Genomic DNA, 24,385 nt, shown 5'->3' with positions numbered 1-24,385 from the left:
CATATAAAGAAAAAGGGCATATGTACAATGAGCTAACACACATGTTTGATAGAGAGCGGCAGGTTTTAGAGCAATCACTTAACGCGTTATTTGAGGCATGTGACCTAGATAAGGCAAAGAGGATACGATGAAGCTGGCTATTTTCTCTGATTTACACAATGAGTTTACGCCTTGGGTTCCACCTGAATCAGTTAAGCAAGCCGACGTTGTAATACTTGCAGGTGATATTGACGTGGGCGATAAAGGCGTTTTGTGGGCGACTAAAACCTTTCATCAACCTGTCATTTATGTGCCTGGTAATCATGAATATTATAAAGGTGTTTACCAAGCCGTCCTTAAAAAAATGAAAGCTGCTGCTGACAATACAAATGTTCATTTATTAAATAACAGGGAAGTTACTATTGATGGGACTAAATTTATCGGCTCAACCCTTTGGACTGATTTTGATTTGTGTCACACCAAAGCAACAAGCGCTTTATTTGCAAAAGATAAAATGCATGATTATCGTGTTATTCGGTTTAATCAAGGTGGTCGGTATAGAAAACTAACGGTTGGAGATACTGTTAGGTTACATAGCGAGGCTATTTTATTTTTAAAGCAACAATTAGCTTCAGCAAAAACACATAATCAAGATGTTGTGGTTGTCAGCCATCACGCACCATCAGCACAATCAATTATGCCTGATTATAAATTAGATAAATTGTCACCAGCTTATTGTTCAAACTTAGATGATATTTTACATGAATTTGAGCCACAACTTTGGATACATGGGCATACTCATTATAACGTTGATTATCATGTAGGGAAATCGCGTGTTATATCAAATCAGCGAGGTTATGTGCCTGAAGAGCGCATTAAAAACTTTAATGAAAGCTATATCGTTGAAATTTAACTCAAGGTTTATTTTAACTTTGTGTCATTTGATAAGGAAATATAAGCATGTCGCAACTTGAGCCCTATCTTTCAAGGGAACAGCAACCTAGTGTTTCCAATAAGATGTACTTCATCGCTTTGTCATATGAATCGTTTTTTGAACTTCGAACTCTTTCGATAAACAAGGCATTAGAGAATTATGTACCAAACCTAAGTACAGATAGATAGAAACATGAATTTTGGTTGCCATTATATTATTTGGGAAGATCATTATTAATATAAGGAAAGTGAATAGATGAACACAAAATCATTTTTTAAGAAGATTGAAAATAAATTCATAATTACGCCTGCTGATTTGGGTAACCTCCCGCATAGTACAACATTAGAAGTTGATGACGAAACAGGTGAGAGTATTTTACTTATGCCGAAAAAAGTATATGGCGATTACGCTGAGGTTGATGATGTGATGTCATTTAATAAACCGTCTAAATATAGAATAGTAATGGTCAACTTAAGTTGTAAATTTACGAAAAAAACTACTTTTCTAAGAGAATACACTTCTATTTGTAAACAAGTAATTTCACCTAAACACCCTTTAAATCGTTTGATTTTAGAATGTGACGGTGAGTATTACTTATTAAAACCTAAAAAGTTTAAGGAATTAGAAAAATAAATACTCGAAGCGTAGAGCTAGCATAGATCAAATCGTTGATGTAATGTACAATTCTCCCTTACCATTATAGGTAAATAGGTAACCTACTGTTTTAGTTGGTATTTCATGAAATGTGAGATTTCATGGTGATGGTGCCATGAATTATGAAATTTTCTGGGCAAAATAAAGTCTCATAATTCATGCCACAGGCAATAAAAATAGAGGAGTGTGGTTTCACGAATTATGAGATCCCACAAGTACAAAAAGTAGACGTATTAAGAGAAGTTGATTTTCATTAATATGAATAATATGCTCGGTCATCAAAACCGAGCATTTCTACTTTAAAACCGCACGTAATTAATGCGTGTTAATTTATAACTCATAGTGAATTTCAATACCCATGACAAGTTTCAATTGTAAAACGTTTCAAGGACTTATCTTGCAGTTGCAAGATTACTGGTCACGACAAGGTTGTGTTATCGTTCAACCGTTAGACTTAGAAGTTGGCGCCGGAACATTCCACCCAATGACATTTTTACGTTCAATAGGACCAGAGCCTATTAGCAGTGCCTATGTGCAACCTTGTAGACGACCAACAGATGGTCGTTATGGTGAAAACCCGAACCGTTTACAACATTATTATCAATTTCAAGTAATGCTAAAACCTTCACCCAAAAACATACAAGACTTATATCTTGATTCATTAAAAGAGTTAGGTATTGATCCGCTCGTGCATGATATTCGCTTTGTTGAAGACAATTGGGAATCACCCACGCTAGGCGCATGGGGCTTAGGTTGGGAAATTTGGCTTAATGGTATGGAAATAACACAATTCACCTATTTTCAACAAGTAGGTGGTTTAGAATGCACGCCAGTTACAGGCGAAATTACCTATGGTTTAGAACGTTTAGCTATGTACATTCAAAATGTTGATAGTATCTATGATTTGGTTTGGACTGACGGTCCTATGGGTACCGTATACTATGGTGATGTATTCCACCAAAATGAAGTTGAACAATCTACATACAATTTTGAATTTGCTGATGTAGATGCTTTGTTCTCACAATTTGACCAATGTGAAAAAGATAGCCAAAAATTGATAGAAGCTAATTTACCATTACCGGCATACGAGCAGGTAATGAAAGCGTCACATGCTTTTAATTTACTTGATGCACGTCATGCAATATCAGTAACAGAACGCCAACGTTATATTTTGCGTGTTAGAACTTTATCTAAAGCCTGTGCAGAAGCTTATTACGCCAAACGTGAAGAGTTAGGTTTTCCATTGTGTAAGAATGATATTCCTAAAGATAACAAAGCAAAAGAATCCGCAATAAAAGGAGAAAAATAATGACGACTGAAACTCTCCTTATTGAACTTGGAACAGAAGAACTACCACCGAAGTCATTAAAAATATTAGCAACAGCATTTTTTGATAATATTAAAAACCAGCTAGACAGTGGTGATTTAAGCTATTCTGACATTAAATGGTTTGCTACGCCTCGTCGTTTAGCTGTACAAGTATTGGATTTAGTAGCTAAACAACAAGATAAAATAGTTGAAAAGCGCGGCCCAGCAGTTAACGTAGCTTTTGATGAGCAAGGTCAAGCGAGTAAAGCAGCAGAAGGTTGGGCACGCTCTAATGGTATTACAGTAGAACAAGCTGAGCGTTTAATTACACCAAAAGGTGAGTGGTTACTATATAAAGCAACAGTTGCTGGTAAAGCCATAAGTGAACTAATACCTGATATGGTTGCAAACGCTTTACATAAATTACCCATTGCAAAACCTATGCGTTGGGGAGCAGAACGTACCCAATTTATTCGTCCAGTTCATACCTTAACAATGATGTTTGGTGATAAAATTATTAAAGGTGCAGCACTTGGCGTTAACTCAAGTAATCAAGTGCAAGGGCATAGATTTCATCACCAAGGTTTAATTACTTTAAATCATGCTAATGACTATCAAGCTGAATTATTAAAAGCCTTTGTGGTCGTTGATTATCAAGCTCGCCAAGATAAAATTGTTTCGCAAATCAAGCAGGTTGCAACAGATATTTCAGCGGTAGCTTTAATTGATGAAGACTTATTAGAAGAAGTAACCTCATTAGTTGAATGGCCAGTAACGTTAGTGGGTACCTTTGATAGTGATTTTCTTAAAGTACCCGCAGAGCCGTTAATTTATTCAATGAAAGATCATCAAAAATACTTTCCAGTAACAACAAATGATGGTGAATTAGTAAACAAGTTTATTTTTGTTAGTAATATTGAGTCTAAAGATCCTCAGCAAGTTATTTTTGGTAATGAAAAAGTTATTCGCCCACGGTTAGCCGATGCAGAGTTTTTCTTTAAAACAGATCAAAAGCAAACACTGGAATCAAGATTATCAACGTTAGAATCAGTATTATTTCAAAAACAACTTGGTACATTAAAAGCAAAATCAGAGCGAATTGCGGAACTAAGTAAAGTGATTGCTCAACAGTTAGGCGAGAACAGTGAAGATGCTTACCGTGCAGGTTTGTTAAGTAAAACAGATTTGATGTCTGACATGGTGTTAGAGTTCCCACAAGTGCAAGGCACCATGGGCAAATACTATGCTATCAATGATGGTGAAGCTTCAACTATAGCCCAAGCATTAGAAGATCAATATCGTCCTAGGTTTGCTGGTGATAGTTTACCAGAGGCTAATATTGGTTGTGCAGTTGCGATAAGTGATAAAATTGATACGCTTGTTGGTATCTTTGGTATTAATCAGCCACCTAAGGGCGATAAAGACCCATTTGCACTACGAAGAGCAGCAATTGGTGTAATACGTATTATTATTGAAAAACAGCTTGATTTAGACCTTGCTACGCTTATTAGCGAAAGTATTGCTTTATTTGGGGATAAGTTAAGTAATGCTAATACAGCAGAGAACGTACTTGATTTTGTAATGGGTCGCTTCCGTGCATTTTATCAAGAGCAAGGTATTGCTGTAGATGTTATTCAAGCGGTACTTGCTAAAAAGCCAAGTGCACCACTAGATTTTGACAAACGCATTAAAGCGGTAAGTTATTTCGGTCAATTACCAGAAGCAGAAACCTTAGCGGCTGCCAATAAACGTGTCGGTAACATTCTTGCCAAGTTTGAAGGACAACTTTTTGATGAGTTTAAAATTGAGTTAGCGTCTGAAGAGCCAGAGAAAGACCTAGCAACTATATTCAAAGCGGTAAATTTAAAAGTAGTTCCATTAATGGCGGATAAAAACTATCAAGCCGCTTTATCTGAACTTGCACAATTAAAAACACCCATCGATACATTCTTTGATAACGTTATGGTGATGAGTGATGACGAAGCGGTAAAAATAAACCGCTTAACATTACTGAATGAAATACGAAATAGCTTCTTTGCTATTGCGGATATTTCTCAACTATAAAAATAGTTGTATCGTAAAATGAAAGACAAAGGGTATAGCAATATGCCCTTTTTGTTATCCAAAAATCAAATAGAATAAATATCTTTAAAAAATCTATTGTCTCGTGGTAAATAATAATTGTCATAATTGAACGAAAATGCAACAGATGTGGCTTTACCTTTGATCTCATGACGAGGTACAAAACCATAAACACGCGAGTCTGCACTGTTACGGCGATTATCGCCAAGAACAAGGTAGTGATTGTCAGGTACTGTTATCGGTCCAAAATTACTAAGCTCATTACTACTATTTTTATCGATACGAATGGTATGGCTGATGGTATCAACTTGCTCGGTAGCAAATAACTGCTGAGCATTTTGCTTGCTGGTTTGCTCGGTAACTTGATAATTCAGTGGCTTACCATTGATATAAAGCTTTTCATTCTTCATTGCAATCACATCACCGGGCAATCCTATCATACGCTTAATCAGGCGATTGTCGGCAGCCTCTGATTCAAACACGACTATTTCACCACGTTGTGGTTCACTTATTGTAAGCAAAGAATATTGGCTGAAAGGTAATTTTAAATCATAAGCCATTTTATTAACAATGACTCTGTCACCGATTTTAATGGTAGGTAGCATTGAGCCAGTAGGTACTGTGTACCAATCGGCAACGGCACTTCGAAAAACGGACATTAATAAAATAAAAAGTATAAATGATTTGTTATTTTGCCAAAATTTTGTGAAAAAACGCATAAATAGATTATCCAAATAGTAAAAAGACCTAGGTATAGAGTTTTTTACTAGCCTAAAGTTCCAGTAATACATACTTACTTACAACTAATTACGGTGCTGGTTTTGTGATAAGATTAAGATAACCCTGATAGCTTTGAGCTAGATCAATTACTACCGAGAATATAAGAGTAGAGTAAAGATGAAAAGAGCATAAATATTAAGATATTAACGGCATACAGGAGAATACTATGATTATAGAAAAACATGACCTTCATCACGAATTCCCAGAATTTGAAGCTGAAATTCATCACCTGAAAATGAATGATAATCATTTTGCTCGTATTTTTAATGATTACCATGAAGTTAACCAGGAAATTGTACGAATAGAACAAGGAGTAGAGAACACCAGCGATGAATATTTAGAGCAGAAAAAAAAGGAACGGCTTCAATTTAAAGATGAACTATTTGTAATGTTGAAAAAGGCAGAATTACCAGCTTAAATATTTAGAGAAGTAGATAAACTTGGAGGAGGGCTATCTATGTTAGCTCTTCTTAATAACATATAAATAGGGTTTTTGATCTATTTTTTTAGCAACAAGTTCATGCTCCATAAATTGACAAAAGCTGGGGATATCACGTGTTGTTGATGGATCGTCACACGTTATTAATAGGGTTTCTCCGCTTAATATTTTTCGTATTTTTAGTCGAACCATCATGACTGGTTCAGGGCAACGTAGTCCTATAGCATCGAGAGAATGATCTGTTTGTTGAAAAATGTCGTTAAGCATAAAAATAAGTTCGTTAGATGAAATTGCTATTGTCATCGTATTTTACATCATTTTTATTTATACTCTAGAGTAATGAATGTGTTTTGCGAATAGAGAAGTTAATGTTAACTAGTTTAGTGTTGAAACGAGTATTAGCGCTAATAATAGTGATTTATAGCTCAATTTCGCCTGCGAGTGAGCCGATAAAACTAAGTGTAAATAAAGCTCAACAACAAAGTTTTATAAAAGCTGAGAAACTAATGCACAAAAGTAACTCGGTCCAATTTCAAACACTCTATAATCAACTTCATTATTACCCTTTACAACCTTATTTAGATCAGCGAAGACTGATGTATAAAATGCAACTTTCTGATGCAACAGAAATAAACACTTTTTTAGCTAAATACCAAGGTACGCCACTTGATTGGCCATTGCGAAAAAAATGGTTGAATTTTCTTGCAAGCAGGAAACAAGGCATATTGTTTTTGCAAGCATTTAAGCCTACTGCAAATGTTAAATTGACGTGCCATCAACTCAACTTCAAATTACAGTCAGGAGTACCTGAAAGTGATATTTTACCGCAGGTTACAAAACTGTGGGTTGTAGGTAAATCTCAAGATAAAGCTTGTGATCCCCTTTTTGAAAGGTGGAAAAAAGCTGGATATCAAACAAATGAACGTATTTGGCAGCGTTTAGGTTTGGCTGCAAATGGTGGAAAACACACACTCATTCCATATTTAACTAAATTATTACCAACAGAACAGCAATATTTAGGAACGTTATGGCATAAAGTTAGACGTGATCCTTCAATTGTCAGTAAATTAAAAAATTTCCCAAATAAGTCTGCAAGAGAAACAGAAATATTAACCTATGGCTTAAATAGGCTCATTTGGCGCTACCCTGATAGCGCATTACGTAGTTTTAAAAAAGCACAACTTAAGTTTAATTTTACTCAACAACAACATCAACAAATAACTGAAAAATTTGCCTTAGCTTTATCTGCAAAAAATCATCATGCTGCTCAACAGTGGTTAGATAAGTTAGATTATAATTTGCTTAGTAAAAATATATTGCAATGGCGCTTATCTCAAGCATTAAAACAGCAGGATTGGGAGCGTTTGATTAGTGAAATCAAACAATTGCCGAATGAGCATAAAGACGATTTAAAATGGAAGTATTGGTATGCAAGAGCTTTAATTGCAACCAACATGGATGAATCTGGTGAGCTCTTATTGCAGCAATTGGCTAATGAGCGTCATTATTATGGTTTTCTCGCTGCAGGTTATTTAAAAATCCCTGTAAATTTACAAAATAGGCCCTTAGATTTTACATTGGAAGAAAAGCGTAATCTTATTAACTATCCTGCTGCAAAAAGAGCATTTGAATTTTATTCTTTAGGGCGATTTCGTCAAGCTCGGTCAGAATGGAATTATTTAATTGCTCAATTGAATGATCGTGAAAAATTAGTTGCAGCCAAAGTCGCTAATGAAAATCAATGGTTTGATCGCACTATTTTTACCTTGGCAAATGTTGGCTATCTAGATGATGTAGGGCTACGTTTTCCTAAAGCCTACAATGAAGAAATACATTATTACTCTTTGGCACAAAAAATAGCACCTTCTTGGGCTTTTGCTATAGCGCGCAGAGAAAGTTCTTTTATGCATGATGCTAATTCACCCGTAGGCGCGAAAGGATTAATGCAGATAATGCCTAATACAGCTAAACACTTGCAAAAAGGTAAAATAAATACACGGTATTTATTAAATGCAAAAAACAATATTAAATTAGGCACTAAATATTTGAAAATATTACTTGGCAAAACAAAAGGTAATGCAGTACTTGCAACAGCAGCATACAATGCAGGGCCATATAGGGTTGGTACATGGGTTGATAGTGTTCAAGCAGTGCCTGCTGATATTTGGATTGAAACAATTCCTTATAAAGAAACTAGGAATTATGTTAAAAGTGTTCTTGCCTACCAAGAAATTTATGAGAATAAACCAGGGCAGGTTAGTCAGATTTTTGAAAATGTCATTAATATGAGTATTGGCGGTTAGTATCAGTATTTTCTATAAAAGAAAACAAAGTGTAAAAAATGCTGCACAACTTAATATAAGCGTCATAATGCTATTATGGCTTGCCAATAAAAGGGTGTGTTATGATATCGAAAATTTTTCGGAGGGTTTATGAATACATTATCTAACAAGTTGAAAGAAGAATATTCAGCACATATTGATTGTTTACAACAGCGAATAAGGCAAGCTTTGTCTTATGAAAAAATTGAAGGTGTTGTTATTCATTCAGGTCAAGAAATAAAAGCATTTCTTGATGATAATGCATACCCTTTTAGAGTTAATCCTCATTTTAAACATTGGTTACCCTTAATTGATGTGCCCAACTGTTGGCTGATAGTGAATGGTGAAGACAAACCAACTCTTATATATTATCAACCTGTTGACTTTTGGCATAAGGTAATCCCTTTGACCGATGATTATTGGCATGAATTCTTTCATATAAAAGTACTGACTCAAGCAAGTGGGGTTGATAAGTTACTTCCCTATGATAAAAAAGATTTTGCTTATATTGGTAGTCATATTGAAGTAGCAAAAGCGTTAGGTTTTGAAGATATCAACCCTGAACGGCTGCTTAATTATATCCATTATCATCGTGCCTATAAAACGGCTTATGAGCAAATTTGTTTACGTCAATCAAATGCTTTGGCTGTTAAAGCCCATACCGCCGCTAAAGCTGCTTTTTTAAGTGGAGGTACTGAATATACAATCCAAAATGCTTACTTGAGTGCAATAGGCTATACCTCTGATGAAACACCTTATGGAAATATTGTTGCATTAAATAAGAATTGTTCAGTGTTACATTACATGGCCTTAGATAAAACTCCACCGCAAATGCACAAGTCTTTTTTAATTGATGCGGGGGCAAATTTTAATGGTTATGCAGCTGATATCACACGTACTTATGCTTTCAAACAAGATAAATTTGCAGACTTAATATCACGTATGAATACATTAATGTTAAATGCTGTTAATGGTTTGAAACCAGGCGTGAGTTATGTTGATTTGCATATAGTAACGTACGAAGAAATAGCGCAAGTATTAGCTGAATTTAATTTTATTACTGTGAGTGCTGAAACGGCAGTAGAGTCAGGTATTGTTAGTACTTTCTTTCCTCATGGACTAGGACATCATTTAGGTCTGCAGGTGCATGATATGGGGGGATTTATGGCGGATGAACGAGGTACCCATATAAATGCACCAGATAATCACCCATTTTTACGTACTTCAAGAACCGTTGAAGCTGGTCAGGTGTTTACGATTGAACCTGGCTTATATTTTATTGATTCTTTATTGAGAACATTAAAAGAATCAGCTTATAGTGACCAAATTAATTGGCCTAAAGTAGATGAAATGCGTGATTATGGTGGCATTCGTATTGAAGATAATATCATCGTTCATCAATCTCATAATGAAAATATGACTCGTGACCTAGGGTTAGATTAACTGTAATGATTACACCTTATCAGATAGCTGTTAATAAAGTTGAACATGAAACTATTGTCAACCGAAGTCGCTTTATTTGTTACTTAGAGCCTTGTGAGAGTATTGAAGAAGCTAAAGAACAAGTAAAGCAATGTCAGCTTTTACACCCGCAAGCAAGCCATTATTGTTATGCTTTTTTAACAAAGGCTGCTGATAATAGTTTAGGTTATGGTTATTCTGATGATGGTGAACCTAGTGGTACAGCGGGTAAGCCTATGTTAGCCGTTTTACAAGGCGGAGAAATTGGGCAGGTTTGTGCTGTTGTTGTACGGTATTTTGGAGGGATCAAGTTAGGTACAGGTGGTTTACAGCGAGCTTATGGTGACAGTGTTCGCCAAGCTTTAGTTTTTCTGCAATCGAAAACTAAAATAGCGATGGCGACAAAAACTTTAGCATGTCAATATAACCAAGTTGATGATGTATTACACATAATTAGCCAAGTAGATGGGCAGGTTATTGAGCAAGAATATTTACAGCAAGTGCAATTTAAGCTTTCTTTACCTGAAGCAAAGTTGATTTGGATAGAGTATAAGCTGCAAACATTATCAGCAGGAGAGCTATCGTTAACCCCGTCGGATAATTTGTAACTTGGTTTGTAGCTGAAATAAAATAACAATGAAAATAAAACGTGCAATATAAAAACATTATTCGAATTTTAGGTTTATTAGTGGCATTACTCAGTGTCACTATGTTACCGCCTGCTTTAGTTTCTCTTATTTACCGTGATGGCGGTGGGGTACCATTTTTAATGGGGTTTTTATGGTGTCTATTCACAGGTTTTTTAGCTTGGTACCCGAATAGAAATCAAAAAACAGATTTAAGAGCCCGAGAAGGCTTTTTGATTGTTGTGCTATTTTGGTTAGTATTAGCCAGTTTTTCTGCTATTCCTCTTATTCTTCTTGAGCAACCTTCGTTATCTATAACAGATGCTTTTTTTGAATCATTCTCTGGATTAACAACCACTGGCGCTACTATTTTAACACATATTGAAGGTTTGCCTCATGCAGTATTGTGGTATCGTCAACAATTACAGTGGTTAGGGGGTATGGGGATTATTGTCTTAGCTGTTGCTGTTTTGCCCATGTTGGGTATTGGTGGTATGCAGTTATATCGTGCAGAAATCCCTGGGCCTGTTAAAGATTCAAAAATGACACCGAGAATAGCCGATACGGCTAAGCATTTATGGTACATTTATTTATCATTAACTATTGCCTGTGCTACAGCTTATTGGCTAGCGGGAATGTCAGGCTTTGATGCTATTTGTCATTCTTTTTCCACAATAGCTATTGGTGGCTTTTCTACCCACGATGCCAGTATGGGGTATTTTAATAGCCCAGCTATTAACTTTATTTGTGTATTTTTCTTGATTATTTCGGGTGTTAATTTTGCATTGCATTATGCTGTGGTACAAAGTAAATCCCTCAAAAATTATTTTTATGATCCTGAATTTAAAGTTTTTATCGCAATTCAGCTCATGCTAACACTGATTTGCTTTACGGTATTGATGACTTCAGGTACCTATCAAGATTCTGATAAAGCCTTTGATCAGGCATTATTTCAATCTGTATCGATAAGCACCACTGCTGGCTTTACAACTACCTCATTTGCTGATTGGCCTACGTTGTTACCTATATTATTGATTTTTTCTAGTTTTATTGGTGGGTGTGCGGCAAGTACTGCGGGTGGAATGAAAGTTGTTCGTGTGCTGTTGCTTTACTTGCAAGGTATCCGTGAGTTAAATAAATTAGTTCATCCTAAAGCTATATTTAGTATAAAAATTGGAAAAAAAGTGCTACCAGATCGTGTTGTTGAAGCTGTTTGGGGGTTCTTCTCTGCCTATGCCGCGGTGTTTGTTATTTGCATGTTATTGCTTTTAGCTACAGGTATAGATGATATTACTGCTTTTACTGCGGTAGCCGCCTCAATTAATAACCTTGGGCCAGGCTTAGGTGAAGTTGCTGCTAATTTCTCAAATATTGGTGATGATAGTAAGTGGGTGTTAATTATGGCAATGTTATTTGGTCGATTAGAAATATTTACCTTGTTAGTGTTGTTTACTCCTGGATTCTGGCGTACCTGATTAAATTTTAATGATTTATATCAGGTTTATCGTATTTAAAAAAAACTAAAAATAAATAGCACTGACTTGAAATAATTTTTCAACATCGTTGATATAACGCTTATTAACTAAGAATAAAATAACATGGTCTTCTTCAACGATTAAGGTATTAGAGTGAGCGATTAATACTTCTGTGCCACGAACTACCGCTCCAATTGTTGTGCCTGGTGGTAGCTTAATATCTTTGATGGCTCGACCAACCACTTTTGAAGACTTCTCATCACCTTTAGCAACAATTTCAATTGCTTCAGCTGCACCACCACGCAAACTATAAACATTATCTATTGTTCCTCGTCTTACGTGAGTTAACAGCGCTGAAATTGTGGCTTGTTGAGGAGATATTGCAATATCAATAGTGCCACCATGCACTAATTCAATATATGCATCTCGTTGAATAAGCACCATAGTTTTGCGAACACCAAGCTTTTTAGCAAGTAATGATGACATAATATTGGCTTCATCGTCATTGGTAACGGCAATAAACACATCAAATTGTTCAATGTTTTCTTCTGTTAATAACTCTATATCAGAAGAGTCTCCATTGAAAACCAAGGTATTATTTAACTCAGAGGTGAGTTGAGTTGCCCGTTCAGGAGATCGTTCTATTAATTTGACTTGATGATTATTTTCTAACATACGTGCTAGCCCAGCACCTATGTTACCTCCACCAACAATCATAATACGTTTATAAGCAGCCTCTAATTTTTGTAATTCATTCATGACGGCACGAATATGAATACTAGCAGCAATGAAAAATACTTCATCATCTGCTTCTATCACTGTTGTACCTAATGGCCTAATAGGCTTTCCATTACGGTAAATAGCGGCTACACGTGTATCTACATTAGGAATATGATCTCTTAAAGTAGATAAAGCATGACCAACTAACAAGCCACCATAATAGGCTTTTACTGCCACTAAACTAACACTACCGTTAGCAAACTCTAATACTTGAAGTGCTCCTGGGTAGTCAATAAGTCGTGCTATGTCGCGAGTAACTAGCTCTTCAGGTGCAATAACGTGGTCAATAGGAATTTGGTTTTTATGAAATAAGGGCTCTGAATATTTTAAAATTTGGTTTGAACGAATACGAGCAATTTTTTTATGCGTATTAAATAAAGAAGAGCAAATTTGGCAAGTAATCATGTTCGTTGCATCATCTGAGGTAACTGCAATCACCATATCTGCATCTTCAGCACCCGCTTTTTTTAGCACATCTGGATAACAACCTTGGCCTGTAACTACTTGAAGATCCATTCTGTCTTGTAATTCACGTAGTTTTTCTCCGTCAATATCCACAACAGATATTTCATTATTTTCACCAACAAGGTTTTCTGCTAATGTCCCGCCTACTTGGCCTGCACCGACTATGATTATTTTCATTTTGTTATTTTTGTTCTCAAGTTCTGTGTGTACATCTTGAATTGCATATTAAGTTTCTATTTTTAATAGCTTAGCGTAATAAAAACCATCCATGTTATTTTTACCAGGTAATAGTTGCCAACCAATAGTATTATCATGCTTAACATTATCAATAGGTAACAACTGTGCATCAGAATTATGTTCTATAAAATGCGCTATTTGCTCACTATTTTCTTGTGGCAAAATACTACAGGTAGCATAAAGTAAAGTACCACCAGGTTTAAGCAAAGACCACATCTCTTTTATTATTTGCTGCTGTAAAATAATTAGCGCCTCTATATCAGAGGCTTTACGTAACCATTTTATATCGGGATGACGGCGAATTACACCTGTGCCTGAACATGGAATATCAAGTAAAATACGGTCAAAGTGTTGCCCTTGCCACCAAGTTTTTGCATTGGTTGCATCAGCAGCTATTACGGTTGCTTTTAAGCCTAAACGTTTTAAATTTTCTTCTACTCTTTCTAAGCGCTTTGCTTCAATATCAATAGCTGTCATTGATTTAATATTAGGCGTTAGCTCTAAAATATGGCAGGTTTTGCCACCAGGTGCTGCGCAGCAATCAAGCACAACATCATTTTTTTGGCAATTTAGAAGGCGAGCGGCTTGTTGTGCAGCACCATCTTGAATTGATACCCAACCTTGTTCAAAACCAGGTAAGTTTAATACATCTGTTGGGTGTGTTAATTCAATAGCCTGACTTAATGGATCGACAGAACTAATTGGTATTTTAGCAGTATCGAGCAGTTTTTTATAATCATTTACACTATGATGTTGTTGATTAACCCTTAACCACATTGGTGGTTTGAGTTGATTTTCATTGAGTATTTGTTGCCATTGTTCGGGATAGCTTTGCTGTATTTCTTTGATAAACCAACTGGGATGATTATATTGTATTGAAAGAGGTAAGTAAGATGTAGGTTTGGGGTTTTTTATAGCGTTTTCTTTAGCGCGTAAAAAATTTCGGAGTACACCATTAATTAGCGCTTTCATATGACTGTTTTTAAGTACTCCTGTAGCACCGACAGTTTCACTTACGGCAGCATGGTCAGGAATACGCATATATTTAATTTGGTATACACCAACCAATAATAGAAAGTGAAATACGCGTTGTTTTCCTGTTAAGGGTTTTTGAATTAAACTGCGAACGTCATGTTCTAATTCAGGTAAAAAACGTAAAACACCGTAACAAATTTCTTGTAATAATCCTTTGTCTTTTGTTGAAGCTTTATCTTGTTGTTTTGGTAATTCATCACCTAGACTGCGTCCTTGATCTATTACGCTGTAGCAACATTTAGCAGCTAATGCTCGAACATTAATTTGCTTTTGGTTGTTGTTTTGAAAAGTTACAGTTGTCATTTAGCTAGCATCACTCTTGATAAAAGCACCATTAATATTACCACCGAGAGAAAACCACTCTGACCGTCCATTTAATATATCTTGCACAGGTAATGCTTTTTTGCTTGGTAATTGTAAAATTTCTAAACAAATAGCACCGTTTGAAGTGGTAACAACAATACCGTCTTTGTCTACCGATATAATTGTACCAACAGGTTCTGTACTGTTTGTTTTGATAATTGAGGCTTGCCAAATGCGGATTCTATGTTGTTTTTTATGTTGAGTATCTTCTGTAAATGTAAACTGTGCTATTGGCCAAGGATTATAAGCTCTAATTTTTTGATCTATTTCATTAGCCGTTAGCTGCCAATTTATTTCAGCCTCAGTTTTATCAAGTTTGTGCGCATAAGTAGCAAAATTATTATTTTGCTTGGTTGCACTATAATTTTCTTTTGCTATTAATGCTAAGGAGTCGATTAATGCTTTTGGGCCGAGTTGAGCGAGTTTCTCATAAAGACTAGCACTTGTGTCAGTAGTTTCAATGGGGCATTCAGCCGTTAAAATCATATCTCCCGTATCAAGCCCTCTATCCATTTGCATAATAGTTACGCCAGTTTTTTGATCGCCAGCTTCTAACGCACGTTGAATAGGAGCAGCCCCTCGCCATTTGGGTAACAGAGAACCATGAACATTAATACACCCTAAACGCGGTGCACTGAGTATTACTTCAGGAAGTAATAGACCATAAGCAACCACAATCATGAGATCAGCTTTGTATTGCGTTAATTGTGCTTGGTCGTTCTGATTTTTAAAGTTAATGGGTTGCTCTACAGGTAAATCATGTTCAATGGCTAATAATTTGGTGGCACATGCAGTGAGTTTTTTCCCTCGCCCTGCAGGTTTATCAGGAGGACAATAAACAGCAACAATATTGTGTTGACTATTAATAAGGGCGGCCAAATGTTGGGCGGCAAAATCAGGCGTGCCAGCAAAGATAATATTTAATGGTTTTGACAAAAGAGCTATCCTAAAAGTAAGTACTAATTGTTGTCTTGATCTAAACGTGCTTCTTTTTCTAATTTGGTTTTAATACGTTGACGTTTTAGTGGCGATAAATAGTCGACAAATAACACGCCATTTAAATGGTCGAGTTCGTGCTGAATACATATACTTAATAATCCTTCACCGTCTAATGTAAATTCTTTGCCATTTTTATCAAGAGCCTTGACTGTACAACTAGTGTGGCGGTCAACTTTTGCATAAATCCCAGGCACCGACAAACAACCTTCTTCATTGATTACCGTTTCGTCACTTTTAGCAATAATTTCTGGGTTTATTAGCACAATAGGTTGGTCACCATTTTCTGATACGTCCATCACCACTATGCGTTGATGAATATTAACTTGAGTGGCAGCTAGACCAACTCCTTTTTCTTCGTACATGGTTGACAACATATCATTTATAATTGTTAATGTTGCCTCTGTAATTTCAGTAACAGGGTTAGCTATTGTTTTTAAACGAGGATCTGGAAAACGCAATACAGTTAAAATAGTCATAATCTTATAAATGTTTGATAAAAGAATTAGCGATAATGCTTTTAGAGTGTTATGTTTGTCATTATAGCAACTTATAACGCAGCATTTCTATAAAAGCATGAAAAACCATCGTAAAGGAACTAGACACATGCTAAAAAAAATATTGTTAACACTCTCTTTATTGGTGTGTTCTACTATTTCGTTGGCTGATCAACTTAAAATAAATGATGATGCACCTAAAAAATATGTCGTTGTTAAAGGTGATACCCTTTGGGATATATCATCAGTTTTTTTAAATCAACCTTGGCTTTGGCCTAAGCTATGGCGTTTAAACCCTAACATTCATAATCCTCATTTAATTTATCCAGGTGATATTATATCACTAGTTTATGATAAAAATGGCATACCAATGTTGGAACTTGAATCGGTTAAAACAAAGCCTAGCTATAAATGGTCACCTAAAATTCGTCAAAAAAATAAAGAAGATTCTGCAATAAAATTATTACCTTTAGAGGTGATCGCGCCATTCATTAAATACGATCATTTGTTTAGCGCCGAACAACTTGAACAATTACCTTATGTTATTGGAAGTGATGAAGGTTATAGATCAAGTATTACAGGGTTTAAAGTTTATGTTAATAAAAACCTAGAATTATCTAAAACGTATGCGATCTATAATAAGGGCGAAGAAATTATTGACCCCGAAACAGAAGAGTCGATAGGTTTTTATGTTGATATTGTGGCCACAGGTCAAGCTATTAAAGCTGGAAAAATGGAGAGTAATGAGCCAGCAACGCTTAAAATTAGTACAGCAAAACGTGAAATACATTCAGGTGATTATGTTGTTCCTGTACATGAAGGACAATTACTACCATCAATTTTCAGCATGAAAGCCGTTGATAAAACATTTCGTGGCACAATTATAAAAGCGGTTAGTGAAGGGCGCGAATTTGGCAAATTAGAGATTGTGATGCTTAACCGTGGTATTGAACATCAAGTCACAGCTGGTGATGTTATGTCAATTAAACGTTTGAGTCCTAGTGTAGTTGAAACCAGTACTGGACCAAAGTATACCAACGAAGCCTCTAGGTGGTATCGTATGTTAAGTACTGAAGGATCAGATTATAAAATGCCAGAAGAATATTTAGGTGAATTGGTGGTTTTCAAAGTTTACCCAAAAGCCAGTATGGCGTTGATATTAAAAACAGAAAAACCAGCGCGATTACATGATTTGGTTGCTGCCCCAGAATAAGCGTTAGACCACATTATTAAAGAGCCTGTCTTAGGGAGAAGACAAGTGCAAAAAAGTAACATTCATTATTGGTTAGCCTTGAAGCTTGTTCCACGGTTAGCCATTCATAAAAAATTAGCATTAGTTGAACATTATGGTTTAACGACGCTTTTTTCTTCTAATAAATTAACCTCAGTAAATAATTTAACCGCAAAACAAGTGTTAGCCATTAATCAACCTAATTGGCAAGCAATTGATGAAATAATTAACAATAGTAAACGATGTCATAGTGAAATTATTGGTTTTGATGATGTAGATTATCCGCTTATGCTCAAACAGATTTATGATCCGCCTTTGGTGCTATTTGTACAAGGTAACAAGAGTTTATTGAATCAAAATCAATTAGCGATTGTTGGTAGCCGATCTGCGAGTATTAATGGTAGAGAGGCAGCTTTTCATATTGCTCAGCAATTAGTTGATGTAGGGTTAGTGATAACCAGTGGTTTAGCGTTAGGTATTGATGCTGCTGCGCATAAAGGAGCATTAACTTGTAATGCTAGTACTATTGCAGTCGTAGCGACAGGGCTAGATAAAGTATACCCAGCAAGACACCAAACTTTAGCTAAAAATATTATTGAAAAAGATGGCGCTATCATCAGTGAATTTTTGCCTGGTACTTCACCAAAAGCAGGGCATTTTCCAAAAAGAAATAGAATAATTAGTGGATTAAGTGCTGGTGTATTGGTAGTCGAAGCAGCCTTGCAAAGTGGTTCACTCATAACAGCCCGCTGTGCGCTAGAACAAAATCGTGATGTTTTTGCAATACCAAGTGGTATCGGTAACTTACAAGCAAAGGGATGTCATTGGTTAATTAAACAAGGTGCTAAACTTGTTGAAGAACCTGCCGATATAATAGAAGAGTTAATTTTTTTAGATAATTCTGGTCTACACTTAACACAACAGAAAAAAGCTCAATCGGGCATAAATAAAGAAATTGATGAAGAAAGCTTAAATAAGGACTTGTGTGATGATGAATTGTTGGATAGTGTGGGGTTTGAAATCACACCCGTAGATACTGTTGTTCTGAGAAGTAAACTTCCAATTCAAGAAGTGCTCACTCGGCTTACAATATTGGAATTGAATGGTTTGGTAGCTGCAGTACCAGGAGGCTACCTTAGGTTATAGTAACATATCCAAGGTGAATGAGGGGCTAGTTATGTTCGATATATTAATGTATTTATTTGAAAATTATATACATAGTGAAGCTGAGGTTATGGTTGATCATGACATCTTAACTGATGAGTTAACACGGGCAGGTTTTCATCAAGATGAAATATACAAAGCACTGAGTTGGTTAGAGAAGCTAAGTGCACTACAAGATTCTGATGCTTATCCTTATTTGACTCGTGTTGGTAACAAATCTTTTCGCATTTATACTGAAAATGAAATGCAGTTGCTTGACACTCAAAGTCGAGGCTTTATTTTATTCTTAGAGCAAATAAATGTGCTAGATTTTACTACGCGTGAAATGGTGATTGACAGAATTATGGAGCTAGATACCAATCATTTCTCACTAGATGATCTAAAGTGGGTTATTTTAATGGTACTATTTAATGTTCCAGGGCAAGAAAATGCTTATTCTCAAATGGAAGAGCTTATTTTTGATGAGCAAGAAGGGTTGCTACATTAAGTTATGCATTTAAGTTTTCTGAAGCTCAAAATTTAGGTACTAGTTTTTTAAAGGTAAGTTGTGGCATAATATGTCACAACTTATTCGTGCTTTTGTACAACTAATGTCAGATTCATTTGATCCCAATAAAGGGAAGCCTCTATTTACTCGGCATGAGCATGCGCTAGAAAAAGCTTATGAAATTTGCCCTGATTGTGGTTCTGAGCTCACAATAAAACGTGGAAAAACAGGTGCCTTTTTTAGTTGTTCCAACTATCCTAACTGCCAATATACTCGATCAGTTGTTGAACACGAAAGGGTAGAGGATACGCCTTTATCTGGAAGTGTATGCCCCTTGTGTGGGCACGAATTAGCAGTAAAACAAGGCCGATACGGCATGTTTATTGGATGCACTAATTATCCTGAGTGTCATCATATAGAAGAAGGTCAACCGCATGAGAAGCTAGATGTAAGCTGTCCTGCTTGTCAAAGCAAAGGTAATATTGGTCAATTACAAGAAAAAACTAACCGCTTCGGAAAAACCTTTTATTCTTGTGATCAATACCCTAAATGCAAATATGTTTTAAATTACCAACCTGTAGATCATGTTTGCCCACAGTGTCAATGGCCCGTATTAGTTAAACGTATTATGGCAAGTGGCGAAGTGTTGAGCTGCCCACAAAAACAATGCGATTATAAACATAAAATACTATAAATATTATTCTAATTTAATTTTAACCTTTTATTCTTAAACCTACAGAAAGAGAAATATTATGACTTCACCATTTGTTGCCATTTTAATGGGTTCTGATTCAGACCTACCTGTAATGCAAGCGACTATTGATATTTTAAAGCAGTTTGATATTACACATGAAGTGCGAGTTCGTTCAGCTCATAGAACCCCTGACGCTGCTAAAGCTTATGTTAAAGATGCAGAAGAACGTGGCTGTAAAGTGTTTATTTGTGCTGCAGGTTTAGCCGCACATTTAGCCGGTGCTGTTGCTGGTATGACGACAAGACCTGTTATTGGCGTTCCTGTTGATTGTGGGCCTCTACAAGGGCATGATGCGTTGCTTTCAACGGTTATGATGCCAGGTGGTATTCCTGTGGCAACAGTAGCAATTGGTAAAGCAGGCGCTAAAAATGCGGGCTATTTAGCCGCTCAAATTTTAGGTGTAGCAGATCAAATCATGGCCGATAAGGTTAAAGCAGAGCGAGTATCAAATGCTGAAGCTTTATTAGCTAAAGACGAAGCAATGCAAGCTAAATTAAAGTAATCATTATTATTTTAGGTGAGTATTCATGGATTTTATCAACTTGAATACTCACTTTATATTTATTATTTTTTGAAATGGAATTTTCATGACACTTATCTCAACAATTCACACTGCTGCAGAAGTTTTTTATCGGGGCGGTATTATTGCTTATCCAACTGAGGCTGTTTTTGGTCTAGGTTGTGATCCAGATAATGATTTAGCACTTCAAAACTTATTAACGATAAAGCAAAGACCAGCTTATAAAGGGTTAATTCTATTAGCTGCAGACTACTCACAACTTCTTCCTTATATTAATGATGCTGCTTTGAGTCAAACTCAAAGACAAATTATTCTTTCACGTTGGCCTAATGCAATTACTCAGGTGTTACCTGTTATAAAAGGCACTTCACCTTTACTTCGTGGTGATTTTAATTCTATTGCCGTGCGTATTACTGACCACGTAGATGTTGTGTCACTATGCCAACAAACCAACAAACCTATTGTTTCAACCAGCGCTAATCTAGCAGGTCAAAGTCCAGCTAAAACATGGCAGGAAGTTAAATCACAGCTTGGAGACAAAGTAGACTTTATTATTAAAGGTAAAACGTCTGGTTTGCTAAAACCTTCAAAAATTATCAATGGTCTAACAGGAAAAATATTACGATGTTAATTAATGATATTTGTGATAAATATCAAAATATTAAGGTCTTTTTTAATAGGACGGCTAGTAAAGATTGAAATAAGTTGATTTAAATCAATATTACAACGTTCGCTAATTAACTAACTTGAAAACATTGCGCTAAATCAAGTTTTTCAACGCTAATAAGCTTATTATATCCACAAATTTTCTAGGGATATAATTATTATGAAAAAATCATTACTAACAATTGCATTATTATCTACTCTTTCAACAGCTGCTTTTGCTCATCAAGCTGGTGATATTTTAGTCCGAGGTGGAGCAACATCGGTTAATCCTGATAGTGAAAACACAGCCGTTTTACTTTCTGGTGCTGATTCTACAATGTCACTTTCTGTTGATGATAATACTCAACTTGGTTTAAACCTTGTCTATTTTTATGACAGTAATTGGGCTGTAGAACTATTAGCAGCAACGCCCTTTACACATGAAGTTACTATTCACGATCCAAATGCAGTATTAGGTGTTGATGGTGCTAAGCTTGCAGAAGTAACGCATTTACCGCCTACACTAAGCGCTCTTTACTACATTGACACAAATTCGGCGTTTAAACCTTATGTGGGTGTGGGTATTAATTACACAGTCTTTTTTGAAGAAGAATTTGAGGCAGCACCAAAAAGTTTAGGATTAACTAACTTAAAGTTAGATGGTTCATTTGGGCTTGCCGTTCAACTAGGTGCTGACTATGAAATTAATAAAAATTGGTCGGTGAATTTCTCTGCTAGATATATAGATATTTCTACAGATGCAACATTTGATGTAGCGGGTGATAATATTGGTAAAGCAACAGTAGATGTAGATCCTATGGTTTACTCTCTAATGGTTGGTTATAAGTTCTAATACAATTTTAAAGTATAATTCAGATTAAAAAGCAGTAATTATTTACTGCTTTTTTTATGTCCTTAAATCGTCAATTCAGTTAATCTACAATTAATAATAATCTTAGGTAAATTTTATGGATCAATATCGTGTTTTTGGTAACCCTATAAAACAATCACGTTCCCCATTTATTCATCAATGTTTTGCTGAAGAAACAAGTCAATTACTAAATTATGAAACGCAGTTTGCTGAATTAGATGGTTTTAATCAGGCTGTAGCAAAATTTATTAACCAAGGTGGTAAGGGTGCTAATGTTACTGCACCTTTTAAAGAGCAAGCCATGGCTATGTGTGATGAATTAACTGCGCATGCTAAGTTTTCTGGCGCGGTCAATACACTAACGTTTAAAGATGGAAAAATATATGGCGACACGACAGATGGTGTGGGTTTAGTAAATGACCTACTTGCTAATAACGTTAAGCTTGAAAACAAGCGAATATTATTACTCGGGGCGGGTGGTGCATCCAAAGGTGTAGTTTTGCCTTTATTAGATCAAAACCCCGAATCTATAACTATTGCCAACAGAACTGTTTCTAAAGCACAATCGATAGTTGAGCAATACACAAATAAACCGCTTTCAGCCTGCTCATTTGATGAGGCTAATGAACAGGTATTTGATATAATTATTAACGCGACTTCTGCTGGTTTAACAGGAAAAGGTTTACCTATTGCTGAAAGCCTTATTACTACTAATAGTATTTGTTATGATATGACTTATGGCAAAGACCTAACCCCGTTTTTGCAAAAAGCAAAAGCATTAAATGCTAAAAAAGTTATTGATGGGCTAGGTATGCTTGTTGGACAAGCCGCCGAAAGTTTTTATATTTGGAGAGGTATAAAACCAAATGTTGACTCTGTAATATTGAAATTAAAGTCGTCATTTTGATAGGGAAAAAGTTTGAACCAAGCAATACTATTTAATGAAGATTTAACTTTTGATGCACAACAAAATGCTTGGTGTTTTACTGCACTGATATCAGGGCAGCTTATTACGATTTATTTTCATTCAGAACAATTAAACAAACTAACGAGCATTGATAGTTTCACTAAGTTTGACTTAGAAGAAACTGTCGAGATTTGGTTAGAAAATAACGAATTGGAAAGTAATGTTATTCATATAAAAACGTGATGATTCGACACAAAGTAATAAGCGTGGAATCATCATAAGTTAGCATATGGTTTAATCGTTTTGATTTAGGTAATCATTTTTTAGATCAATGTAATTTATTGCAGATTGTTTTAAAAATGCTACCTCACTTTCTTTTAGTTTTCTTACTTGTTTTACAGGGTTACCAACATACAAATAACCACTAATGAGTGTTTTATTGGGTGGAACTAAACTTCCTGCGCCAATGAATACATCATTCTCAACAATAGAGCCATCCATAATAATAGCCCCCATGCCAACGAGAATTCGATCGCCTAGCGTACAACCATGCAACATGCATTTATGGCCAATTGTTACATCTGCACCAATAATTAAAGGGTTTCCTGAAGGGTTGTTGGTACTTTTACGTGTTACGTGTAAAACAGTACCATCTTGAACATTAGTTCCCGCGCCTATAGTAATAGTATTAACATCACCCCTAGCTGCAACAAAAGGCCAAATGCTGACATCATCATCCAATGTTATATCACCTATGAGTACTGAAGATATATCAACATAGGTAGCTTTTCCTAAAGTAGGATATATATCATTATATTTTCTTAAATTAGCAACTTCCATAAAATACCTTGCTCAAATTTTAAATAAAAACTAAAAGAACTGTGATGAAAATACCATTATATAAGAAGAATTATAATTAACAGCAAGAATCTTATTAATAATTACTATGTATTAAAACAAAAGAAAAGCATGAAACGTTAGGGAAATAGCCTGATTAAACGGCAATAACGATAAGGTTTGTATGAATGCTAAGCAATTAAACAAATATTACGTTTTTTTTATAAAAAAGAGTTGACGACAGCATATAAATCTCTACAATGCGCTCCAGTTCCAAGGGGTTCAGCCAAAAAGCTTAATCAACTGGATGTTTTGATAAGTTATATCGCTACTTATTTAAGTAGATAAGCTAACTTAACGTTTCAAAATGAAAAACGTGGGAGTTTGAAAAAAACTTTCAAATATATTCAAAAAAACGTTGACATCAAAACTCGGAAGCGTATGATACGCATCCTGCTTCGGGGCTACAGCAACGAAGTCAAGGTTAATGCCGAAGTAACGAACGAATGCGATTCTTACTTGCCTTCTTTAGAAGGT

25 protein-coding genes are annotated in these 24,385 nt (G+C 35.6%); 18 read left to right on the top strand and 7 right to left on the bottom strand.

Going from position 1 to position 24,385, the window contains the following annotated elements; all coding sequences use genetic code 11:
- Window positions 1-127: 127 nt before the first annotated feature.
- From ACE1OF_RS14185 to glyS, 4 genes are all read left to right on the top strand, one after another.
- Window positions 128-892 (top strand): metallophosphoesterase, encoded by a 765-nt coding sequence (locus tag ACE1OF_RS14185; protein ID WP_448895298.1) that lies wholly within the window; start codon window positions 128-130, stop codon window positions 890-892.
- 276 nt (window positions 893-1,168) lie between these two features.
- Entirely contained in the window at window positions 1,169-1,546 is a 378-nt protein-coding gene (locus tag ACE1OF_RS14180) for a hypothetical protein (protein ID WP_448895297.1), read from the top strand.
- Window positions 1,547-1,925: 379 nt separating this feature from the next.
- Window positions 1,926-2,876: a glycine--tRNA ligase subunit alpha gene (gene glyQ / locus ACE1OF_RS14175; RefSeq protein ID WP_448895296.1), complete on the top strand. Its 951-nt coding sequence runs from the start codon at window positions 1,926-1,928 to the stop codon at window positions 2,874-2,876.
- Entirely contained in the window at window positions 2,876-4,939 is a 2,064-nt protein-coding gene (gene glyS, locus ACE1OF_RS14170; protein ID WP_448895295.1) for a glycine--tRNA ligase subunit beta, read from the top strand. The genes glyQ and glyS overlap by 1 nt, the downstream gene beginning before the upstream one ends.
- Window positions 4,940-5,004: 65 nt before the next feature.
- On the opposite strand, the gene lepB is transcribed toward glyS, so the two are convergent.
- Window positions 5,005-5,676: a signal peptidase I gene (gene lepB, locus ACE1OF_RS14165; protein WP_448895294.1), complete on the bottom strand. Its 672-nt coding sequence runs from the start codon at window positions 5,674-5,676 to the stop codon at window positions 5,005-5,007.
- A gap of 227 nt (window positions 5,677-5,903) precedes the next feature.
- On the opposite strand from lepB, the gene ACE1OF_RS14160 reads away from it, so the two are divergent.
- Window positions 5,904-6,155, top strand: a complete 252-nt coding sequence (locus tag ACE1OF_RS14160) for a YdcH family protein (protein WP_448895293.1) — start codon at window positions 5,904-5,906, stop codon at window positions 6,153-6,155.
- Between the two features lie 42 nt (window positions 6,156-6,197).
- On the opposite strand, the gene tusA is transcribed toward ACE1OF_RS14160, so the two are convergent.
- Window positions 6,198-6,443 (bottom strand): sulfurtransferase TusA, encoded by a 246-nt coding sequence (gene tusA / locus ACE1OF_RS14155; protein ID WP_448895316.1) that lies wholly within the window; start codon window positions 6,441-6,443, stop codon window positions 6,198-6,200.
- A gap of 101 nt (window positions 6,444-6,544) precedes the next feature.
- On the opposite strand from tusA, the gene ACE1OF_RS14150 reads away from it, so the two are divergent.
- The 4 genes from ACE1OF_RS14150 (at window position 6,545) to ACE1OF_RS14135 (ending at window position 12,059) form a co-directional block, all read left to right on the top strand.
- Window positions 6,545-8,479, top strand: a complete 1,935-nt coding sequence (locus ACE1OF_RS14150; RefSeq protein WP_448895292.1) for a transglycosylase SLT domain-containing protein — start codon at window positions 6,545-6,547, stop codon at window positions 8,477-8,479.
- Between the two features lie 129 nt (window positions 8,480-8,608).
- On the top strand, window positions 8,609-9,940 hold the full coding sequence (gene pepQ / locus ACE1OF_RS14145) for a Xaa-Pro dipeptidase (protein WP_448895291.1): 1,332 nt from the start codon (window positions 8,609-8,611) through the stop codon (window positions 9,938-9,940).
- Between the two features lie 5 nt (window positions 9,941-9,945).
- On the top strand, window positions 9,946-10,566 hold the full coding sequence (locus tag ACE1OF_RS14140; protein ID WP_448895290.1) for a YigZ family protein: 621 nt from the start codon (window positions 9,946-9,948) through the stop codon (window positions 10,564-10,566).
- A 41-nt stretch (window positions 10,567-10,607) separates the two neighbouring features.
- A complete protein-coding gene (locus tag ACE1OF_RS14135; RefSeq protein ID WP_448895289.1) occupies window positions 10,608-12,059 on the top strand; it encodes a TrkH family potassium uptake protein in 1,452 nt (483 codons plus the stop codon).
- A 45-nt stretch (window positions 12,060-12,104) separates the two neighbouring features.
- On the opposite strand, the gene trkA is transcribed toward ACE1OF_RS14135, so the two are convergent.
- From trkA to def, 4 genes are read right to left on the bottom strand one after another with little or no spacing between them, the layout of a single operon-like run.
- The gene (gene trkA, locus ACE1OF_RS14130) at window positions 12,105-13,481 is read right to left on the bottom strand and encodes a Trk system potassium transporter TrkA (protein WP_448895288.1); all 1,377 of its coding nucleotides are present in this window, start codon (window positions 13,479-13,481) and stop codon (window positions 12,105-12,107) included.
- A gap of 48 nt (window positions 13,482-13,529) precedes the next feature.
- Window positions 13,530-14,879 carry a 16S rRNA (cytosine(967)-C(5))-methyltransferase RsmB gene (rsmB, locus tag ACE1OF_RS14125; protein WP_448895287.1) on the bottom strand — a complete coding sequence of 450 codons (1,350 nt, stop codon included), beginning with the start codon at window positions 14,877-14,879 and terminating at the stop codon, window positions 13,530-13,532.
- Window positions 14,880-15,875 carry a methionyl-tRNA formyltransferase gene (gene fmt, locus ACE1OF_RS14120; RefSeq protein ID WP_448895286.1) on the bottom strand — a complete coding sequence of 332 codons (996 nt, stop codon included), beginning with the start codon at window positions 15,873-15,875 and terminating at the stop codon, window positions 14,880-14,882.
- Window positions 15,876-15,898: 23 nt separating this feature from the next.
- Window positions 15,899-16,414, bottom strand: a complete 516-nt coding sequence (gene def, locus ACE1OF_RS14115; protein ID WP_448895285.1) for a peptide deformylase — start codon at window positions 16,412-16,414, stop codon at window positions 15,899-15,901.
- Between the two features lie 127 nt (window positions 16,415-16,541).
- Between def and ACE1OF_RS14110 the strand changes: the two genes are divergently transcribed.
- From ACE1OF_RS14110 to ACE1OF_RS14070, 9 genes are all read left to right on the top strand, one after another.
- Window positions 16,542-17,645, top strand: coding sequence for a LysM peptidoglycan-binding domain-containing protein (locus ACE1OF_RS14110; protein WP_448895284.1), 1,104 nt, complete (start codon window positions 16,542-16,544; stop codon window positions 17,643-17,645).
- Window positions 17,646-17,690: 45 nt separating this feature from the next.
- Entirely contained in the window at window positions 17,691-18,809 is a 1,119-nt protein-coding gene (gene dprA, locus ACE1OF_RS14105; protein ID WP_448895283.1) for a DNA-processing protein DprA, read from the top strand.
- Window positions 18,810-18,840: 31 nt separating this feature from the next.
- On the top strand, window positions 18,841-19,314 hold the full coding sequence (locus ACE1OF_RS14100; protein ID WP_448895282.1) for a DUF494 family protein: 474 nt from the start codon (window positions 18,841-18,843) through the stop codon (window positions 19,312-19,314).
- A gap of 103 nt (window positions 19,315-19,417) precedes the next feature.
- Window positions 19,418-20,008: a DNA topoisomerase family protein gene (locus ACE1OF_RS14095; RefSeq protein ID WP_448895315.1), complete on the top strand. Its 591-nt coding sequence runs from the start codon at window positions 19,418-19,420 to the stop codon at window positions 20,006-20,008.
- A gap of 58 nt (window positions 20,009-20,066) precedes the next feature.
- On the top strand, window positions 20,067-20,570 hold the full coding sequence (gene purE / locus ACE1OF_RS14090; RefSeq protein WP_448895281.1) for a 5-(carboxyamino)imidazole ribonucleotide mutase: 504 nt from the start codon (window positions 20,067-20,069) through the stop codon (window positions 20,568-20,570).
- A gap of 94 nt (window positions 20,571-20,664) precedes the next feature.
- The gene (locus tag ACE1OF_RS14085) at window positions 20,665-21,219 is read left to right on the top strand and encodes a Sua5/YciO/YrdC/YwlC family protein (protein ID WP_448895314.1); all 555 of its coding nucleotides are present in this window, start codon (window positions 20,665-20,667) and stop codon (window positions 21,217-21,219) included.
- Window positions 21,220-21,414: 195 nt separating this feature from the next.
- Window positions 21,415-22,086, top strand: coding sequence for an OmpW/AlkL family protein (locus ACE1OF_RS14080; RefSeq protein WP_448895280.1), 672 nt, complete (start codon window positions 21,415-21,417; stop codon window positions 22,084-22,086).
- 115 nt (window positions 22,087-22,201) lie between these two features.
- Entirely contained in the window at window positions 22,202-23,011 is an 810-nt protein-coding gene (aroE, locus tag ACE1OF_RS14075) for a shikimate dehydrogenase (RefSeq protein ID WP_448895279.1), read from the top strand.
- 12 nt (window positions 23,012-23,023) lie between these two features.
- Window positions 23,024-23,254, top strand: coding sequence for a hypothetical protein (locus ACE1OF_RS14070; protein ID WP_448895278.1), 231 nt, complete (start codon window positions 23,024-23,026; stop codon window positions 23,252-23,254).
- Between the two features lie 51 nt (window positions 23,255-23,305).
- On the opposite strand, the gene ACE1OF_RS14065 is transcribed toward ACE1OF_RS14070, so the two are convergent.
- Window positions 23,306-23,851 (bottom strand): gamma carbonic anhydrase family protein, encoded by a 546-nt coding sequence (locus tag ACE1OF_RS14065; RefSeq protein ID WP_448895277.1) that lies wholly within the window; start codon window positions 23,849-23,851, stop codon window positions 23,306-23,308.
- Window positions 23,852-24,385: the final 534 nt, after the last annotated feature.

Source organism: Colwellia sp. E150_009, from assembly GCF_053543955.1.
The sequence above is the reverse complement of the archived record's forward strand: the minus strand, read 5'-3'. Positions and strand labels throughout refer to the sequence as shown.

Coding starts and splice junctions, on each gene's coding strand:
- ACE1OF_RS14140 (WP_448895290.1), top strand. CDS start 9,946: ATGATTACACCTTATCAGATAGCTGTTAATAAAGTTGAACATGAAACT.
- glyQ (WP_448895296.1), top strand. CDS start 1,926: ATGACAAGTTTCAATTGTAAAACGTTTCAAGGACTTATCTTGCAGTTG.
- pepQ (WP_448895291.1), top strand. CDS start 8,609: ATGAATACATTATCTAACAAGTTGAAAGAAGAATATTCAGCACATATT.
- aroE (WP_448895279.1), top strand. CDS start 22,202: ATGGATCAATATCGTGTTTTTGGTAACCCTATAAAACAATCACGTTCC.
- ACE1OF_RS14180 (WP_448895297.1), top strand. CDS start 1,169: ATGAACACAAAATCATTTTTTAAGAAGATTGAAAATAAATTCATAATT.
- ACE1OF_RS14095 (WP_448895315.1), top strand. CDS start 19,418: ATGTCAGATTCATTTGATCCCAATAAAGGGAAGCCTCTATTTACTCGG.
- ACE1OF_RS14185 (WP_448895298.1), top strand. CDS start 128: ATGAAGCTGGCTATTTTCTCTGATTTACACAATGAGTTTACGCCTTGG.
- lepB (WP_448895294.1), bottom strand. CDS start 5,676: ATGCGTTTTTTCACAAAATTTTGGCAAAATAACAAATCATTTATACTT.
- ACE1OF_RS14110 (WP_448895284.1), top strand. CDS start 16,542: ATGCTAAAAAAAATATTGTTAACACTCTCTTTATTGGTGTGTTCTACT.
- ACE1OF_RS14160 (WP_448895293.1), top strand. CDS start 5,904: ATGATTATAGAAAAACATGACCTTCATCACGAATTCCCAGAATTTGAA.
- trkA (WP_448895288.1), bottom strand. CDS start 13,481: ATGAAAATAATCATAGTCGGTGCAGGCCAAGTAGGCGGGACATTAGCA.
- tusA (WP_448895316.1), bottom strand. CDS start 6,443: ATGCTTAACGACATTTTTCAACAAACAGATCATTCTCTCGATGCTATA.
- ACE1OF_RS14065 (WP_448895277.1), bottom strand. CDS start 23,851: ATGGAAGTTGCTAATTTAAGAAAATATAATGATATATATCCTACTTTA.
- rsmB (WP_448895287.1), bottom strand. CDS start 14,879: ATGACAACTGTAACTTTTCAAAACAACAACCAAAAGCAAATTAATGTT.
- ACE1OF_RS14150 (WP_448895292.1), top strand. CDS start 6,545: ATGTTAACTAGTTTAGTGTTGAAACGAGTATTAGCGCTAATAATAGTG.
- ACE1OF_RS14080 (WP_448895280.1), top strand. CDS start 21,415: ATGAAAAAATCATTACTAACAATTGCATTATTATCTACTCTTTCAACA.
- glyS (WP_448895295.1), top strand. CDS start 2,876: ATGACGACTGAAACTCTCCTTATTGAACTTGGAACAGAAGAACTACCA.
- def (WP_448895285.1), bottom strand. CDS start 16,414: ATGACTATTTTAACTGTATTGCGTTTTCCAGATCCTCGTTTAAAAACA.
- ACE1OF_RS14100 (WP_448895282.1), top strand. CDS start 18,841: ATGTTCGATATATTAATGTATTTATTTGAAAATTATATACATAGTGAA.
- purE (WP_448895281.1), top strand. CDS start 20,067: ATGACTTCACCATTTGTTGCCATTTTAATGGGTTCTGATTCAGACCTA.